General features: G+C 44.9%; 18 protein-coding genes. 7 read left to right on the forward strand and 11 right to left on the reverse strand.

The features are described 5' to 3' along the window. The gene (locus B0E43_RS28250; RefSeq protein WP_077348144.1) at positions 1-1,323 is read left to right on the forward strand and encodes an acyclic terpene utilization AtuA family protein; all 1,323 of its coding nucleotides are present in this window, start codon (positions 1-3) and stop codon (positions 1,321-1,323) included. Beyond that, positions 1,320-1,637 (forward strand): hypothetical protein, encoded by a 318-nt coding sequence (locus tag B0E43_RS28255; protein WP_077348146.1) that lies wholly within the window; start codon positions 1,320-1,322, stop codon positions 1,635-1,637. The genes B0E43_RS28250 and B0E43_RS28255 overlap by 4 nt, the downstream gene beginning before the upstream one ends. Here B0E43_RS28255 and B0E43_RS28260 read toward each other — a convergent pair. From B0E43_RS28260 to B0E43_RS28270, 3 genes are read right to left on the reverse strand one after another with little or no spacing between them, the layout of a single operon-like run. Next, on the reverse strand, positions 1,634-2,986 hold the full coding sequence (locus B0E43_RS28260; protein WP_077348148.1) for an AGE family epimerase/isomerase: 1,353 nt from the start codon (positions 2,984-2,986) through the stop codon (positions 1,634-1,636). The two genes, B0E43_RS28255 and B0E43_RS28260, sit on opposite strands and share 4 nt — an antisense overlap. Next, a complete protein-coding gene (gene scpA, locus B0E43_RS28265) occupies positions 2,983-5,109 on the reverse strand; it encodes a methylmalonyl-CoA mutase (RefSeq protein WP_077348150.1) in 2,127 nt (708 codons plus the stop codon). The genes B0E43_RS28260 and scpA overlap by 4 nt, the downstream gene beginning before the upstream one ends. After that, positions 5,106-6,500, reverse strand: coding sequence for a methylmalonyl-CoA mutase family protein (locus B0E43_RS28270; protein WP_077348152.1), 1,395 nt, complete (start codon positions 6,498-6,500; stop codon positions 5,106-5,108). Before B0E43_RS28270 ends, scpA begins: the two co-directional genes overlap by 4 nt. A 368-nt stretch (positions 6,501-6,868) precedes the next feature. Between B0E43_RS28270 and dnaA the strand changes: the two genes are divergently transcribed. Then, complete coding sequence (dnaA, locus tag B0E43_RS28275; protein WP_077348154.1) at positions 6,869-8,284, forward strand: chromosomal replication initiator protein DnaA; 1,416 nt, start codon at positions 6,869-6,871, stop codon at positions 8,282-8,284. A gap of 72 nt (positions 8,285-8,356) precedes the next feature. Here dnaA and B0E43_RS28280 read toward each other — a convergent pair whose 3' ends face one another. The 3 genes from B0E43_RS28280 to B0E43_RS28290 all read right to left on the reverse strand — a co-directional run bounded on the left by B0E43_RS28280 (position 8,357) and on the right by B0E43_RS28290 (position 10,505). Continuing rightward, on the reverse strand, positions 8,357-9,010 hold the full coding sequence (locus B0E43_RS28280; protein ID WP_168171909.1) for a DUF3298 and DUF4163 domain-containing protein: 654 nt from the start codon (positions 9,008-9,010) through the stop codon (positions 8,357-8,359). A gap of 98 nt (positions 9,011-9,108) precedes the next feature. Continuing rightward, positions 9,109-10,104 carry a methylmalonyl Co-A mutase-associated GTPase MeaB gene (gene meaB / locus B0E43_RS28285; RefSeq protein ID WP_077348158.1) on the reverse strand — a complete coding sequence of 332 codons (996 nt, stop codon included), beginning with the start codon at positions 10,102-10,104 and terminating at the stop codon, positions 9,109-9,111. After that, positions 10,101-10,505, reverse strand: coding sequence for a hypothetical protein (locus B0E43_RS28290; RefSeq protein WP_139352694.1), 405 nt, complete (start codon positions 10,503-10,505; stop codon positions 10,101-10,103). The genes meaB and B0E43_RS28290 overlap by 4 nt, the downstream gene beginning before the upstream one ends. A gap of 54 nt (positions 10,506-10,559) precedes the next feature. Here B0E43_RS28290 and B0E43_RS28295 point away from each other — a divergent pair, with 54 nt between their 5' ends. From B0E43_RS28295 to B0E43_RS28305, 3 genes are read left to right on the forward strand one after another with little or no spacing between them, the layout of a single operon-like run. Then, on the forward strand, positions 10,560-11,102 hold the full coding sequence (locus B0E43_RS28295; RefSeq protein WP_077348162.1) for a CopD family protein: 543 nt from the start codon (positions 10,560-10,562) through the stop codon (positions 11,100-11,102). Then, positions 11,099-11,731, forward strand: coding sequence for an SCO family protein (locus B0E43_RS28300; protein WP_077348164.1), 633 nt, complete (start codon positions 11,099-11,101; stop codon positions 11,729-11,731). Before B0E43_RS28295 ends, B0E43_RS28300 begins: the two co-directional genes overlap by 4 nt. Continuing rightward, positions 11,728-12,177, forward strand: a complete 450-nt coding sequence (locus tag B0E43_RS28305) for a cytochrome c (RefSeq protein ID WP_077348166.1) — start codon at positions 11,728-11,730, stop codon at positions 12,175-12,177. Before B0E43_RS28300 ends, B0E43_RS28305 begins: the two co-directional genes overlap by 4 nt. Here the strand turns inward: B0E43_RS28305 and B0E43_RS28310 are convergent. Beyond that, positions 12,174-12,515 (reverse strand): hypothetical protein, encoded by a 342-nt coding sequence (locus B0E43_RS28310; protein ID WP_217349143.1) that lies wholly within the window; start codon positions 12,513-12,515, stop codon positions 12,174-12,176. The two genes, B0E43_RS28305 and B0E43_RS28310, sit on opposite strands and share 4 nt — an antisense overlap. Before the next feature lie 204 nt (positions 12,516-12,719). Between B0E43_RS28310 and B0E43_RS28315 the strand changes: the two genes are divergently transcribed. Continuing rightward, entirely contained in the window at positions 12,720-13,541 is an 822-nt protein-coding gene (locus B0E43_RS28315; protein ID WP_077348170.1) for an aminotransferase class IV, read from the forward strand. Positions 13,542-13,569: 28 nt separating this feature from the next. On the opposite strand, the gene B0E43_RS28320 is transcribed toward B0E43_RS28315, so the two are convergent. Genes B0E43_RS28320 through B0E43_RS28335 form a run of 4 tightly spaced genes read right to left on the reverse strand, consistent with a single transcriptional unit; the run spans position 13,570 to position 17,152 of the window. Then, a complete protein-coding gene (locus tag B0E43_RS28320) occupies positions 13,570-14,007 on the reverse strand; it encodes a hypothetical protein (RefSeq protein ID WP_077348299.1) in 438 nt (145 codons plus the stop codon). 26 nt (positions 14,008-14,033) lie between these two features. Next, a complete protein-coding gene (locus B0E43_RS28325) occupies positions 14,034-15,344 on the reverse strand; it encodes an FtsX-like permease family protein (protein ID WP_077348172.1) in 1,311 nt (436 codons plus the stop codon). Continuing rightward, a complete protein-coding gene (locus B0E43_RS28330) occupies positions 15,341-15,925 on the reverse strand; it encodes an ATP-binding cassette domain-containing protein (RefSeq protein WP_254423379.1) in 585 nt (194 codons plus the stop codon). The genes B0E43_RS28325 and B0E43_RS28330 overlap by 4 nt, the downstream gene beginning before the upstream one ends. 51 nt (positions 15,926-15,976) lie before the next feature. Next, a complete protein-coding gene (locus B0E43_RS28335) occupies positions 15,977-17,152 on the reverse strand; it encodes an ATP-binding protein (protein WP_077348301.1) in 1,176 nt (391 codons plus the stop codon). Positions 17,153-17,165 lie beyond the last annotated feature (13 nt).

Raw genomic sequence — 17,165 nt, forward strand, 5'->3', positions numbered from 1 at the left:
ATGAAGGAAAAAATCAGAATTGGCTGCGGTGCGGGGTTTTCGGGGGATCGGATCGAACCGGCATTGATCCTGTGCGAAAAGGGAAATCTGGACTATTTGGTTCTGGAATGCCTGGCAGAGCGGACCATAGCTTTGGCACAAAAAAGAAAAAAACTAGATCCGAACAAGGGCTACGATGTCCTGTTGGAGCGGAGAATCGAAGGCTTGCTCCCGCTATTGCTCAGGAACAAGACACGATTGATCACCAATATGGGTGCTGCCAACCCCATCGAAGGTGCCAAGAAAATCATCGAAATCGCCCGCAACCAAGGACTGAAAGTAAAAGTGGCCGTGATTCTTGGAGACGATGTCTTCGACCGGATTTCAGGTGAGGAGCTTTCGATGGAAGGGAAAAAGCCTCTCAGTTCCTACGGAAAGCTGGTTTCTGCAAATGCTTACCTGGGGATTGATGCGATTTTGCCGGCATTACAAACTGACGCCAACATCATTTTGACCGGAAGAGTGGCTGATCCCTCTTTGTTTTTGGCTCCCATGATCAATGAATTTGGTTGGAATCCGACGGATTTTGACTTGATGGGAAAAGGCACCGTCATCGGCCACTTGCTGGAATGCGCCGGACAGATCACCGGAGGCTATTTCGCCGATCCAGTCAGCAAGCCAATCCCCGACATGCACATTCTGGGACATCCCATGGTAGACATTAACCGGGACGGATCTGGAGTGATTTCCAAAGTTCATGAAACAGGAGGAGCCATCACCGTCCAGACCGCCAAAGAACAACTTCTCTATGAAGTGATCGATCCGGGAAAATATTACACTCCAGATGTAGTCGCTGATTTCCGATCGGTGAGATTTCAGGAGCTTGGAAAAAATCAAATTCAGGTAAATGGAGGTTCAGGAAATCCAAAGCCAGAAACCCTGAAAGTCAGCATCGGCTATGAAGCAGGATATATCGGAGAAGGAGAAATCTCCTATGCCGGAGCAAATGCTAAGGAACGTGCAAAGCTGGCCGGGGAAATTATTGAAAAACGGATTGCAGATCGGTTTGAAGAATTCCGAATCGACTACATCGGTTTAAGTTCGCTCCACGGAACAACACTTTCATATGAATCCGAACCTTATGAAATCCGACTAAGAATAGCCGCAAAAACCAAAGACCAATCTCTTGCGCAACTGGTCGGCGAAGAAGTGGAAGCACTCTATACCAATGGACCTGCCGGAGGAGGAGGTGCCAGAAAGTATGTCCATGAAGTGATCGGAGTTGTTTCGATTTTGATGGATCGAAACTTGATAAAATCCACCGTTCAAATCCTGGAATCATGAAACGAAAACTTGCAGACATCGCCCACAGCCGTGCAGGGGATAAAGGAAATACGCTGATCCTTTCTCTGATTCCTTTTCAAGAAGGTGATTTTGATTTTCTGGTTGAAAACATCACGGCGGAAAAAGTAAAAGCTCATTTCGGTTTCCAAGTAAAAGGGGAGATCATCCGATATGTCTTGCCCGAATTGAAAGCCCTTCAGTTCACCTGTTTTGAAGCACTGACCAGCGGAGTGACCACTTCGCTAGCGATGGATGCCCATGGAAAAAGTCTGAGTTATGCCTTGCTTGAGATGGAAATCGGTGAGGGAGTTTAGTGTTTATTTAGCTCTTCCATTTCTCTGAGCCGCTGAATTACAGCATCCAAGGATCTGTAGTGATGGTATATTCCTTTCCAGATATTTCCCTTATTTGCCTGACGTAATTCGGGCTGCCGGTCTATTCCGCCTGAATACCAGTCGCCATAAGTATGATCAATGAGATTGGTATCCGTGTAAGCCCAGAGTTTCAGAAATTTGCCGTAATAATCCATTGGGTCTTCGGGATAAAGTTCATGAAACAGCAAAAGTGAGTTCAACCCCTCCGCCTGAGCCCACCAGTTTTTGGTATCATGCGTCACGCGGATATCCGGCTCACCTTTGAAATAGTAGGCTTCATCGTAAAATCCGCCCTTCTCTTCATCCCAGCCTTTGGCCAAGGCATGGTCCACCATCTTTTTTGCGATGCGATGGGTCGTGGTATCATTTTCCCAACCCAAAACATGGGAAGCCTCCAGCAGCAGAAACGCAGTCTCCACGTCATGCCCAAAAGATACATGGTCCAGGCGATGATGGGATTCAATCACACTTTCGGAGGAATCTGCAAAACTCACCGGAGTCCAATCAGGGAGCAGAAACAGCGTCAAATACCCTTTTTCGGTAACGATTTGATCTCTGATCAACAAAAGCATCTCCTCCAATCTAGCCCTCACCACGGAATCCGGCCAAACCTGATAGAGTTCGGTAAATGCTTCCAGCAGGTGAATGGATGAATTTTGGTCTTTGTATCCAATTTCAGAGGTGGTCTCGATGTCCGAAGGTCTGACTATCGGATTTCCCCTCACATCCAGATGCTGGAAATAACCCTTGTGAACAGGGTCGTGGGCATTGGAATCCAGCCAATAAAATCCGGCTTTTGCCAGCTCCAAAGCTTCGGGATCATCCGATTGCCCATAATATGCCGCCAGCCCAAAAATTGCAAAGGCATTGCCGTACGCAGTCTTGGTCGAATCTCCTTTTACATTTCCTTGCTTGTCAACCAACCAATAAAATCCGCCGTTTTTGGCATCCCACATCTTGTTTTTCAGGAATTCAAAACCATGTGCAGCACCTCGGGCAAAGTGTTCCTGATCAGGATATCGAAGGGCGGCTTTGGCATTGGTCCATACATGCCGGGATTGGGTCACAATCATCTTTTCCTGATCTCCCACCGGCTTAAAGTCGTAAGTAAAAGAGCTCAAAAAGCCTCCGTCCACCGTATCCATCGCCATTGGGTACCATTTATCCAAAACTTCTGTTCTGAGGTGATGCTCGATTTGGTCAGCTAGGATAGGTTCGGAATCTTTTTCTTGACAGGAAAAAAGTGTCCACAGCGCAATTGGCAAGGCAAAAATCTGGCGGTTTTTCATAAAGAGGATTTCATCAACTTTTCTAAAACTTGAATCGCCGCCTCGGAAAGAACAGTTCCGGGCCCAAAAACAGCGGTCACTCCAGCGTCAAACAGAAAGCCATAATCCTTTTGGGGAATCACTCCTCCAGCCACGACCATGATATCTGCCCGTCCCAATTCCTTCAATGCCTGAATCAACTGGGGAACCAAGGTCTTGTGGCCTGCAGCCAAAGAAGAGGCACCGACGATATGGACGTCATTTTCTACAGCTTGCTCGGCCACTTCCTGTGGTGTCTGAAAAAGCGGCCCGATATCCACGTCAAAACCCAGATCGGCAAAACCGGTCGCAATGACTTTGGCTCCCCGGTCATGGCCATCCTGGCCCATTTTGGCAACAAGAATCCTGGGTCGACGTCCTTCCAATTCTGCAAATCGATCTGAAAGTTCCTGAGCTTTTTTGAATGAATCCTGATTTTTCACTTCTGCTGCATAGACACCCGAAATGGCCTGGGTTTGGGCCTTGTGGCGACCGAACACCTTTTCCATTGCTTCGGAGATTTCACCTAAAGTAGCCCTTTTTCGGGCTGCGTCCACCGCCAAGGCCAGCAAATTTCCCTGACCTGACTGGGCGGCTTGGGTGATTGCTTTCAGGCTGTTGTCCACTTCTGTTTGATCTCTGGAGGATTTGACTGCATTCAGGCGGGCGATCTGGGAATTTCGCACGGCCTGATTGTCCACGTCCCGGACTTCAAATTGATTTTCTTCCTCCACCTGATAGCGGTTTACGCCAACGATAACATCCCGTCCGCTGTCGATTCTGGCTTGCTTTTTTGCGGCAGCTTCTTCTATTCTCAGTTTAGGAAGTCCTGTTTCTATGGCTTTGGCCATCCCTCCCAAACCTTCCACCTCTTCGATTAAAGACCAGGCTCTTTGCGCAAGCTGATCCGTCAGATATTCCACATAATAAGATCCGCCCCATGGATCTACCACAGCCGTAATCCCAGTTTCTTCCTGCAAAACCAACTGGGTATTTCTCGCAATTCGGGCTGAAAAGTCAGTCGGCAAAGCAATGGCCTCGTCCAAAGAATTGGTGTGCAAAGACTGGGTATGTCCCATTGCTGCCGCCAAAGCCTCGATGGCTGTTCTGGTGACGTTATTGAATGGATCCTGCTCGGTCAGAGACCAACCGGAAGTCTGACAGTGAGTTCTCAAAGCTAGGGATTTGGGATCTTTGGGATTGAATTGCTTTACGATCTTGGACCAGAGCAGACGACCTGCCCGCATCTTAGCGATTTCCATAAAGTAATTCATACCAATCGCCCAGAAGAAGGAAATCCTCGGTGCAAAATCATCAATATCCAATCCGGCTTTAATTCCAGTTCTCAGATATTCCAATCCATCTGCCAAGGTATAAGCCAACTCCAAATCTGCCGTCGCCCCAGCTTCCTGCATGTGATAGCCGGAGATTGAGATTGAGTTGAACTTGGGCATTTGCTTCGAAGTAAACTCAAAAATATCAGCAATCAGCCTCATGCTCGGTTGTGGCGGATAGATGTAGGTATTGCGCACCATAAATTCCTTCAGAATGTCATTCTGAATGGTACCGGAAAGTTGCTCTGGCTTCACCCCTTGCTCCTCGGCAGCAACGATGAAAAAAGCCAGAATCGGAATCACCGCCCCGTTCATCGTCATCGAGACAGACATTTGATCCAATGGAATCTGATCAAAAAGAATCTTCATGTCCTCCACCGTGTCGATGGCGACACCTGCTTTTCCCACATCTCCCTGCACTCTCGGATGGTCAGAATCATAGCCCCGATGCGTCGCCAAATCGAAGGCCACGGAAAGGCCCTTTTGACCGCCAGCTAGATTTTTTCGGTAAAAGGCATTGGACTCCTCAGCTGTAGAAAAGCCCGCATACTGACGGATCGTCCACGCTCGCTGGATATACATCGTGCTGTATGGCCCACGGAGAAATGGAGGAATTCCCGCCGAGAAATCCACGTGACTGAGTTTGGCAATTATAGCTGAGTCAAATCTATCCGGAATTGAAATCAGCTCAGGTGATTCCCAAACTGCTGACTCTTTAATTTTCGAAGAATCAACTCCTCTCGTTTTCCAGTTTTTAAAGTCCGGCTTCATGCTTTTGCTTGGTTTTGAAGTTCTACCAAATAAGCCGCTCGGCTGGGTTTCAATTCGAATTCATTTTCCTGAATCGGAGAAAACATAATGCTGTTTTTCACTTTTTCATCGGTCGGATATTTATTGACTCCGATTTTGGAAATCTGGCCAGCAAGCACCGCATTTTGTATTTTAAGCCGGCTTTCCCGGACTATGCCGTGGATCTCACGGGAATCAAAGGCAGCCAGCCAGCCCCCTTTTTCCTCCAAATTCTGAAGTCCTAATCTGACTTGTTCCATGATTTGGAAAATCAACTTATCCAAGTAAAATGAACCCGCAGCAGGATCAACGACTTTGTCCAAATAGGATTCATGGACTAAAATGGAGGAAACATTTCGGGCGATCCTCAGCTCAAGATCACTTGCTATTTCTATTTGAAATGGCTTTATCCAAAGTCCGTTTACTCCACCGAAGACAGCAGCCATCGCTTCGTAGGTTTGGCCGATGAGATTGGTATCTGCATCCAAAATCGACTTTGACCAATCGGATGTTTGGGCATAAACGGTTAGTTCAGCCGGCTCCAGAATGACCCCATATTGAAATGCTAGGTCTGAAGCAAAAAACCTCAGGGCTTTAAGTTTGGCAATTTCAGGAAAATGGGATTCTGCAACAGAAGAATAGAAAGCACCTTTCCTGAGGATCACTTCCGGTTCAATTCCCGAATTAGCGATCAGGTCGATGATTTCTCCAAATCCAAAAATCAACTCCTCCAATCCTGTAGCTCCCGAATCAGTGTACCTTCCAAATCGAAATGTAAAGGAATGAAAGTTTTGAAAATCCTGAACGATGGCGTTTACCTTTCTGAAGGTCGACAAAGCTTCTTCCCAGCTTTTTCCTTCCTCAAAAAGCATATCCATCGGAGACCAAAGGAATGCGCCGATTAGATTCTGTTTGTCCAAGCCGATTTTTCGGACCCATTCCATAAATGAACCCAAAACCAAATCCGGATCTCCGAGCGGCTTGACCAAAATACTGATGAATTCCGGCATTACTCCTTTCAGCATTTCATCCAGATTTTCATCTCCTCTCAGGTGCAAAATCAGCCCAGTTGCTCCGTTTTGAAGGAAATTCAGGATTTCTTTATTGGCGGTATCCGGAAATGCAGCAACAAAATTCACCCAGTTTCTGGGAGGAAAACCAGGTAAACTCGACGGGGTTTCAAAGCTGGATTGGGGCAGCTTTGGAAGATCAATTAAATCCTCCCGGGTATAAAAAGGCTCAATTTCTATTTTATCCCAAAGCAGAGACTTTAAACTTTCGTCAAAATCTTTTCCCCGCAAATCCCAGATCGCCTGTTTTTTCCAAGCCTCCTTATTTGAGGGTGAAAACTCACTAAAAATTTTTGGGGTCATCGTAGGGCTGGGAAAATCTCAAAATGAGGTAAGATCAAAAATAAGGAATGCCTTGGGAAATGCCTTTGGAAATTCACATGAAAATAAACATCAAAGTCAACTATTCTAATCGACTGGCATTCAGCAGCTAAATGAAAATGAAGGCCTTGGATGATTCCCCGGTAGAAAATTTCTTCGATTGATCTGTGCAAAATTGAATGGTTTCGGAATAAATTTCGTGACAAAATTTAATTCGGCTGCTGGCTAAAATTCTCTAATTATTGACTTTTTCAAGCCCAAATTGATTTTTTATTTAAGTTAATTTTCCACAAATTTGACGCCCCTGCTTTCGCTCAGGGTGTACAGAATTACCAGCAAATCTTTTCTAAATGAGTTTGGAAGCTAGCGCCGTATGGAATGAGTGTTTGCGTGTTATAGAACAACACGTCAACGAGCAGAGCTTTTCAACTTGGTTTAAACCGATCAATCCTGTCAAGTTAGAAGGGTCCAGTTTGACGATCCAGGTTCCGAGTCAGTTCTTTTACGAATGGCTGGAGGACAATTACGTGCAGGTTCTTAAACTGGCTATAAAAAATACCCTGGGTCAAAACGGCCGCCTGGAATACGCTGTGGTGGTTGACAAGGGCAATTCCAACAATCAGCCTTATGTGGTTTCTTTCCCGCAGGGAAATGCCTCCGGCAAAAAGCCGCTACCTCCTTCCGAGGTAAGAACGCCGTTTGAAATGCAATCTTTGGATGCAGATATGCTTACCAAAAGCAACCTGAACCAGAATTATACTTTCAGTACTTACATCGAGGGTGATTGTAATAGACTTGCCCGATCGGCAGGATTTGCTGTTGCCACCAAGCCGGGTATCACCTCTTTTAATCCCCTGATGGTTTACGGGGGTGTAGGACTGGGAAAAACACACTTAGTTCAGGCCATCGGCAACGAAATTAAAAACGGTCCTGAAGACAAATTTGTGCTTTATGTTTCTTCCGAAAAATTCGTGAACCAATTCATGGACTCCATCAAAGATGGCAACGTGAAGAGTTTTACCAATTTTTACATGCAGGTGGATGTACTGATTATCGATGACATTCAGTTTTTGGCCGGAAAAGACCGGACCCAGGAAATGTTTTTCCACATATTCAACCATTTGCACCAGAACAAGAAGCAGATCATCATGACTTCAGATTGTCCTCCAAGGGATTTGAAAGGACTTGAGGAACGTTTACTTTCCCGTTTCAAATGGGGCCTGACTGCGGATTTGCAGATGCCGGACTTTGAAACCAGAGTAGCGATCATTCGGAGAAAGATGCAATCCGAAGGAATTTTGATTCCCGACGATGTGGTCGAATATCTGGCTTATTCTGTGGACACTAACGTCCGGGAGCTGGAAGGAATCCTGATTTCACTGATTGCTCACGCTTCCCTCAATCGGGTCGAAATCAGCCTGGAGCTTGCCAAAACCGTTATCAAGAACTTTATCAAGGACATCGAGACGGAAGTTGGAATTGAGTTTATCCAAAAATCAGTTTCAGAATACTACGGTATCCACACCGACGAGCTGAAGGCAAAAACACGCAAGAAAGAAATCGTGATTGCGCGTCAGGTAGCGATGTATTTTTCCAAGGAATTCACCAATCATTCGCTCAAATCCATCGGTTACCATTTTGGCGGCAGGGATCACAGCACGGTAATCCATGCGGTACAAACTGTGAATGACATGATCGAAACCGACTCCGGATTCCGCAATTCAGTCAACGAACTGAAGAAGAAATTCAAAATGAGATCGTATTGATTTGAAAATTGAGATTTGAGATTTGAAATCGACGCAATCTCGAATTTCAAATCTCAAATCTCAAATCTTCTATTACCACCTAACAATACCCTTAAGCTCTTCCGGTGTAAATTCCAATTCCGTGTATCCCATCACGTACGGCCCGATTTCATAAGGCACATAGATTATCCAAAACTTCCCGTCTTTAAATCCCATGGCATTGGGTAGAAAAAATCCGGTTTCAGGGAGAAAAAAACGACCGTCATCCTGAATGGAAACTACCTCTGCTACCTCGTGAAATTCCTTGAATTTCCTCTCGGCGAGTTCCAAAAGTGAATCTTCATCCAAGACCAACTGATCCAAACTTAGGAACTCCCCAGAGTTAGCGTTAAAATTCATAAATGAAACGGTGCTGTTGGGATGAGCTCCTCCAAGAAAACTGGATTGAGTAAAGTAAATACTCAAGGTACTGTCGGATTCATAGGAAACCTTTCCCTCCGCTTCTATTTCCCATCCTCCATGGGAATCCGAAAATTCAGATTTGAAATCTTCAAAGGACTTGAAATACCTCTGAACCAAAGAATCAAATTCAGCTGGATCTTCTCCGGTTTGAATCAGCAAGGCCATTTGATCCCGAATTGCCAGGTTAATTTTTTCTGCAGATTCTGGACCTGACGCTACTGGCCAAGAAAGTCTCAATTTTGCACAGTTTTCGCCGACACAGGTTTCTTTCTGTAAAGAATCCATTTGGAAAGTGAGCGGATTTTCAAAAGTATTTTCTGTGTTTTGAGCTTTTGGAGTGCAACAAATAGCAGCAAAAAAAAGAAGTAAAATCAGGTTTCTCATTAAGATTTATGATTGGAATGAAACAATGAGATCAAGCTTTTAGCCAATGTTCCGGGATTGAGTTTCCCGGATTGAATATTTTGTTTTTCCGATTCCAATACCTGCTTTACCTCCGGATTTTTCAGGAAGGCAAGCCCCAGCAAAAACTGAATCTGATCCTCCAACCAATTCAGCCGCTGAGCAGCCCGGTTGGATTCCCAAAAGCCATTTTCTTTCATTTGTGTTTCGTATTGGATAACCAGCTCAGCGACTTTCTCCAAACCCAAACCTGTCGTAGAGGAAGCCAGCAGGACCTTTGGAATCCAGTTTTTCTGAGAAACAGGAAAAAGGTGCAGGGCATTTTGATAAGTGACTTTGGCCTTTTTTGCTGGCTCGAAATTATCGCCATCGGCTTTGTGAATGACCAAGGCGTCTGCCATCTCCATGATTCCTTTTTTGATTCCCTGAAGTTCATCGCCAGCGCCTGCCAACATGAGCAATAGGAAAAAGTCCACCATGTTTTTGACTGCTGTTTCGCTTTGTCCTACGCCGACGGTCTCTACCAAAATCACATCAAAACCTGCCGCTTCGCAAAGCAGCATCGCCTCTCTTGTTTTTCCGCTAACACCTCCCAAGGTTGTTCCTGAAGGACTTGGACGGATGAAGGCCCGTTTGTCGGAAGCCAGATTTTCCATGCGGGTTTTATCTCCCAAGATGCTTCCCTTGGTCAGCTGACTACTGGGATCGATAGCCAGAACTGCCACTTTTTTCCCTTGGTCCAAAAGCATTTTCCCAAAAGCCTCGATGAAGGTGCTTTTACCCACCCCAGGCACTCCGGTAATTCCGATTCGGATTGAATTGCCTGAATGGACCATCAGGGTTTGGACAAGCTCAGTGGCCAAATCCTGATCAGACTCTAGCGTACTTTCCACCAAAGTGATGGCCTGACTGAGAATTACCCTGTCTCCAGATAGGATTCCATTTTTGTAAGCAGTCAGCTCAAGTCGCTTTTTCATTGATTTACAGGTAAAAATCGGACTTCCCCCATTGGTGTTTTTTCAAACTGAGCCAAAAGAAAGGGTTGAAATTCCTCTGGAAAAAATGGCTCCTGAGGCGAGAGAGTCACTTTTTCAGTGAGTTCCGATGAAAAGAAAAAAACAAGCGTCCTTCCATATTTGGTATGGGGCTGGGCATCGGCAAATTCCTTCATCCATTCCTGACTTGGATCCAAAGCCCGAATGGCATAAACCCGAACTACCGGACCGGTATTGTTTTCATTTCGGTAAAAACCCAACTCTTCGTACTTCCCTTCGAATTGCTCCAAACCGGGCTGAGAAAGGCTGGAACTCATAATCTGATAAATCACGATTACGACCACAGCTGCGATCAAATAGAAAATGAGTTTGTTCCTTTTCAAAAACTTTGGCGGGTTTACGGGGTTTAGGCCTTAATTTAGCCCAAAATTCTGACAATGGGTTTCGAGTACGTCAAGGCGCTTCATATCATTTTCGTAGTCACCTGGTTTGCAGGGCTTTTTTACATCGTCAGACTTTTCATCTACCAAACTGAGGCGCTACAAAGACCTGAAGCTGAACGCAAAATACTCAAGCCACAACTTGACCTGATGGCAAGTCGACTTTGGTATATCATTACCTGGCCATCAGCGGTATTAACCTTGATTTTCGGAGCCTGGGTGCTCAGCTACCGTTGGGGTTATATGGAGTTGGGTTTTATGCATGTCAAGCTTGGATTTGTGTTTTTGCTTTACCTCTACCACGGATTTTGCCACGTGCTTTTCAAAGAATTGCAGGCTGGAAAAGCCCGTTGGACCTCCACCAAACTCCGGATTTGGAACGAAGCCTCGACAATTTTGCTTTTTGCAATAGTGTTCCTGATCGTACTTAAAAATACCCTGAGCATGGTCTGGGGCGTGGCTGGATTGATTGGGTTGGCAATCTTGCTGATGCTTGGCATTCGGCTTTACAAAAAATATAGACTCAAAAAAGGACAATGAAATCGAGCAACTTTCTTCTTGGATTAGTACTTCTGGTGGGATTCTCATGCAAGCCATCGACTGAAAACTCATCAGAATCTGTTGAACTCCCCATTTTGGGCGAGCGGTATGTAGATGACAATCAGGATACGGTTTATCACAAGATTGCTGACTTTGCCTTTATCAATCAAATAGGAGATACGGTCAGCAATTCAGACGTGGCGGGAAAGATTTATGTCGCAGATTTCTTTTTCACTTCCTGCCCTACGATCTGTCCGATTATGAAAAAGGAAATGCTTCGGGTATATGAGCAATACAAAGACAATCCAAATTTCAAAATTCTGAGCCATTCCATTGATCCAACGTTTGACACGCAGGCTGTTTTAAAAGATTATGCCGAAAAACTGGGCGTTGCCGACGTTTCGACCTGGAATTTCCTGACCGGAGATCAAGAGAAAATTTTTGAAATAGGCCAAACCAGCTATCTGACTACAGCAATGGCTGACCAAATGGAGCCGGGAGGATTTTTGCACAGCGGAGCTTTCCTTTTGATAGATGGTGAAGGAAGAATCCGAGGAGTGTACAATGGGACTAAGTCGGATCAGGTGGACCGACTGATCTCGGATATCCCAAAATTGCTCAATAAATGAGGATCCCTGTGATAATAGCCGGTTTGATCTTGGCCTTTTCCTGTGCACCAAAATCAACCAATGAGGAAAATACTTTAGCCCAAATCACTGATCCGGATGTGATGAAATATGCCATTTCCGGAAAGACCCTCTATGAAAATTATTGCGGAAACTGCCATCAGTCGGATGGAAAAGGGCTCGGAAAATTGATCCCACCACTTCGGGATTCGGACTATTTCAAGGAAAGTATCCATCGGACAGCCTGGATCATCCGCCATGGTCAAACAGGGGAAATCACGGTCAACGGTGAAAAATACGATCAGGCAATGCCTGCCAATCCAACGCTCAAACCTCTGGATATTGCCCAAATCACCACCTATCTCTACAATATTTGGGGAATGAATGAGGGGGTAATCACAGCCTCGGAAATTGAAGATTATCTAAAAAATAAACCTGAAGGATATTAATCATTCAAAACCGAATCAGCCTTTGCTAACACAACTTTCATGATTCTGTTGACCTCAGAAACAGAAGCCATTTGCTCTTCAAGGTATGTTTTTACTTCCTCTGGGGTTCGGTCTTTGTCCTCTGTTTCGTACTGCCGCATCCAAACAAACATTCCTTCGTAGGCTTGATCTAATTCAGCTGCGAGGCTTTTCAACTCCTCCATTTTAACCAAATTCACAGTATCCATGGCTGCAAGTTCATCCGCTCTTTGAAGGGCCTTCTTCTCGAGTGATTTGAGCTGTCCCATTTTTGGCATCACTTCATCATGAACAGCCATGACTTCTGCTCTCTTTTCCAAATTCAAATCTTTTTGGTTTGGACCACAGGCCTGAAAAAACAAAACCAGACTAAAGATCAAACAAATACGAGTTAACTTCATTGAATTCATTTTTTGATCCATAAAGGTACAATTCTTTCTTACTATAATTAAATATTAAGATCAAAAATCATTAAATGAAAAAATGGTTTTTGATGCTAATTTTGGGGGAAAATTTCTTACAAAATGAAACCATTCTGCTTTGCCGACGGAAAAATAATTCCAACTGAATCAGCTACCATACACCCAATGGATCTGGGCTTGATCAGGGGGTATGGGATTTTTGATTTTTTCCGGACTTCCGGATATTCACCGCTTTTTCTGGAGCACTACTTGGACAGATTTATTACTTCGGCCGAGAAAACATACCTTCCTGTTGCCTACAGTAGAGAGGAGCTTCGTGTCATTATTGCGGAATTGATCGAGAAAAACGACCTGTTAAACGGTGGTTTGAGAATGGTATTGAGTGGTGGAGTTTCCGAAAATCACTTTTCACCGGCTAAGGGAAAGCTTTTTATTTTCGCAGAATCACTGGCTATGCCATCGGAGGAAAAGTATCAACAAGGCATCAAATTGCTCACTTTGGAATATGTTAGGCCAATTTCAGACATCAAAACCACCAATTACACGCTGCCCGTTTGGCATAGTGTAAATTGGAAAAGACTGGGTGCCGAAGATGTACTTTACCATTGGAACGGCCTGGTGAGTGAAAGCTCCCGCAGTAATTTTTTCATTGTGAAAAATGGTGTCTTACACACTCCGGATCAGCATATCCTGATGGGAATTACCAGAAAGCAAATTCTGAAAATGGCCGGAAATGTAGTCATACGGCCAATTTCCCTGGAAGAAGTTTGGGAAGCTGAGGAGGCATTTATCACCAGCACCACCAAGGTACTGTTGCCGGTAACCCAACTGGATGAACGCAAAATCGGATCTGGAAAACCTGGACCGGTGACCATGGAAATCCTCGGAAATTTCAGAAAATTGGAAAGAGAAACTGTAGCCTAAAAAAAAGCTCTGATTGTCAGAGCTTTTTTTATTCCAAAATCAATCTGGCGTCCTTCAGGATATACATGAGTTTTTCAGGATCCTTGGCATTCAAGGTTAGCTTCCCGCGAACTTTGACCCGCTTGGAGGTGTACTTGATTGGGCTGGAAAGCATGACCTCCATGACAGTCTCCGGGCCTCCTGAACCGCAAAAAAAACATTCTGCCAAAGGCAGACTGGATAATATAATATGCTCGGGTTTGAACATTCCCTCGAAAGGAATAATGTACCCATCAGCCTCCACTTCTTTGCCCTCCAGTTTCTTGATATTTTCCGAAAAAACCGGCACATACAACTCACCAAACTGGTCCTCACTTATTTTATAGGATACTTCAGAAAGGCTTTTCCAAACTCCCTGAGCTTTTGCCCCAGCTACTAAAAAACTGAAAATCAATCCAAATACCAGTATTACTCTCAACTTCTTCATGGTCATTGTTGAATTTTGCCCGCTAGTTACGCCTTTGTCAACTGCTTTGCAATACTTGTTTGATAAGCTGACCAAGCCGGAATGATGGATGCCAACACTCCCACGCCTAACGCATAAGCGATGATCCATAGTTCCTGTTTGAGAAAAATCCAGGGCTGAATGGCCGCAACAACGTTTTGCTCGCTTTGACTGACTGCCAGCCAAAGGAAGGTATGACCCAAGGTAATCCCAAATACCGCCCCCAAGAATGTCAGCATCAAACCTTCCAGAAAAATCAAAACCAGCAATTGACCTCTTGATGCTCCGATCGCTCGCAAAATTGCCAGATCGTATTTTCGCTCCTTGAGGGAATTGTAGAGTGCGATGAATATTCCCAGCCCGGAAATTCCGATTAGCACAAAAGCAAGCCCCTGCAATAAGCTGATCCCAACACCCAGAATCTCAAAAAGGCGGGACATTTCAAAAGAAGGAGAAGCTGCCTGCATGCCAGTGCCTGAATTGATCATCCTTGGCAGTTGGATGGCTGCCATTGGATTTCGGTATTGAATCAGCAAGGTCGTCACCTCCCGATCTTGGTCCGAGGCTGGAAATCCGGATTTGGAAACCTCCTGATGAAATTTGGCATCATGATCTGCTTCACTTTCGGTTGCTAAAGTGTCTTGGGGAAATTCCCCAGCAGGAACAGAATCCTGACTTGTTATCGGGTCTTCAGATTCAGGTTCCTCATCGTGAGTGTACCAGACGGATTCGATGCTAGTCAGGATCAACCTGTCTGCCACATTGCCACGGGGGGCAAGAATCCCGGAAACCACGAAATTGTGCTGATCATGGTCATGACTTCCCACACTGATGCCGTGACTGGAGGCAAATTCATCCCCAAGTTTCAATCCTGATTTTGCTGCGACCTCTGATCCGAGCACTACTTCAAACGGAACTTCCCAGGCTTTTCCTTCGGAAAAAGTCAGATCGTAAAGCTCCAGGTAATCATGATTTGTCCCGACAATTCTGAATCCCTGAAAATTATCTCCCAAGGCAAGAGGGATGATTTTCTTGACCAACCGGTTTCGGGAAAGCCGTTTGGCCTCCTCCACTTTGATATTTCCGGTAGGAAAATCAATGTGATAGACTGAAGAAAGAATCAATTGAAGCGGGCTTCCTTTTGCCCCGACGACCAGGTCAATGCCCTCAGCATCCTGGTTCATTTTTTTCTCAAACTGATCCTGAATCAACAGCAAAACAGTAATTATCGCCAGTCCCAGCGCAAGCAGGACGATATTCAAAGCTGTCGAAAGTGGGCGGAAAGTCAGGTATTTCCAGCTGATCTTAAACAGATTCATGAGGATTTGACTTCGATAAAGTTGGAAATATGGCTTTTCACCCGCTGGTCATGGGTAACAATGATCAACGCCGCTCCGATTTTTGAAGCCTGCTGCTTCAACAATTGAACGACCTTTTCGGTATTCTCATCATCGAGACTTGAAGTGGGCTCGTCTGCCAAAATCAATTTGGGACTGTTTGCCAAAGCTCGTGCAATTGAAACCCGTTGGGCTTCGCCTTCACTCAATGTCAAAACCGAAGAATTAGCCTTTGATCCGATACCCAGCTCTGAAAGCAGATGGCTTATTTCCTGCCCTTTCTTTTTGCTGAAAAAATGCGCCAATTCCAGATTCTGGTTGACATTGAGTGCCGTGATCAAATGTGGTTTCTGAAAAACGATTCCAATATTTTTCCCCCGAAACAAATCCAGGTTCTGACCGGTAAGAGATGAAAGAACGACTCCGTCCAATTTGATTTCACCTTTTGCCGGATTAAGAAGGCCTGCCAGCAGGTTGAGCAGGGTAGTTTTGCCGCTACCGGATTTACCCAAAACCAAAAGTGCTTCACCTTTATCCACTTTGATCTCGGGAAAAGCAATCATGGATTGCCCGGGATGGGCGTATTGTAAATAGCTAGTCTCCAGCAACATACTTTACTTTACAGGAATAGTGACAAAGAAAGTGGTTCCCTTATCCATTTCGCTTTCAAAAGTAATATCTCCGTGAAGGACATCAAGACATTTTTTGACAATCGAAAGCCCAAGTCCGGAACCCTCGACGATTCCCACATTTTTGGCCCGAAAAAATCGGTCAAACAATTTGCTCTGCTCCGATTTGGGGATTCCGATCCCTTTATCAGTGACTTGAGCATGGAGATTATTATCAACAAATGTCAATTTAAATTCTACCTGCTTTCCTTCCTTGGAATATTTCACCGCATTGGAGAGGAGATTTTCAAAAACCTGATAGACCAGTTCTGGATCAGAGGTGATTGTCTTGGGCAGTTCTCCGATTTCGGATTTGATGGTCACATCATTGTCTATTCCGGCCTTGACAGTATCCAATAGCTCTTTTACAAAAGCCGCAGAAAAAATCTTTTTGGGCCTGAACTCAAGTTTGTTTTCATCTGCTTTTCCAAAAAAGAGCACGCTGGTCAGGAGGTTGTTCAATGCCCGGACAGAATGTTCGATCTTGAAAGCGTGTTTGGCGATTTTCTGCTTGAAAGGATGGTCCTTTTCGGCATATATCTGCAAAAGCTGGGCAGAGCTCAAAATAGAAGTAAGCGGGGTCTTAAATCCATGGGATACATTGAGCACAATGCGGGATTTCAGTTCATTGATTTCCCTTTCTTTTTCGAGGGCTTTTGTCAGTTCCTTATTGGCTTCATAAAGCTCGGCAGTCCGCTGTCTTACCTTTTCCTCCAGTTCGTTGTTGAGTTTTTGAAGTTCTTTTTCTTTGCGGTCTTTGAATATCGCCAATTCAATCACCATGTTCAGTTCCCTAATATTAAAGGGTTTGATCACATAGGCACTTGGATTGGTCCCGACCACTTTGTTGAGTGTTTCCGCATCCGAACTGGCGCTGAGGTAGACTACCGGGATATCATACTTTTCATTGATGATCTCGGTGGTTTTGATTCCGTCGAGCTCACCTGCCAAATTGATGTCCATCATGACGATATCCACGAAGTTCTCCTCTAATATTTCGAGGGCCTTTTCCCCTGTATCTGCAATTCCCACTATCTGATGGGCATTTTTTTCGAGTGCGCGTTGCAGTAACAAGGCTGAAACCGAATCGTCCTCAACAATGAGGATTTTCAATGTAAACATGAGCTTAATCGGA

It is taken from the genome of Algoriphagus sp. A40 (assembly GCF_002002735.1).
Taxonomy (GTDB): Bacteria; Bacteroidota; Bacteroidia; order Cytophagales; family Cyclobacteriaceae; genus Algoriphagus.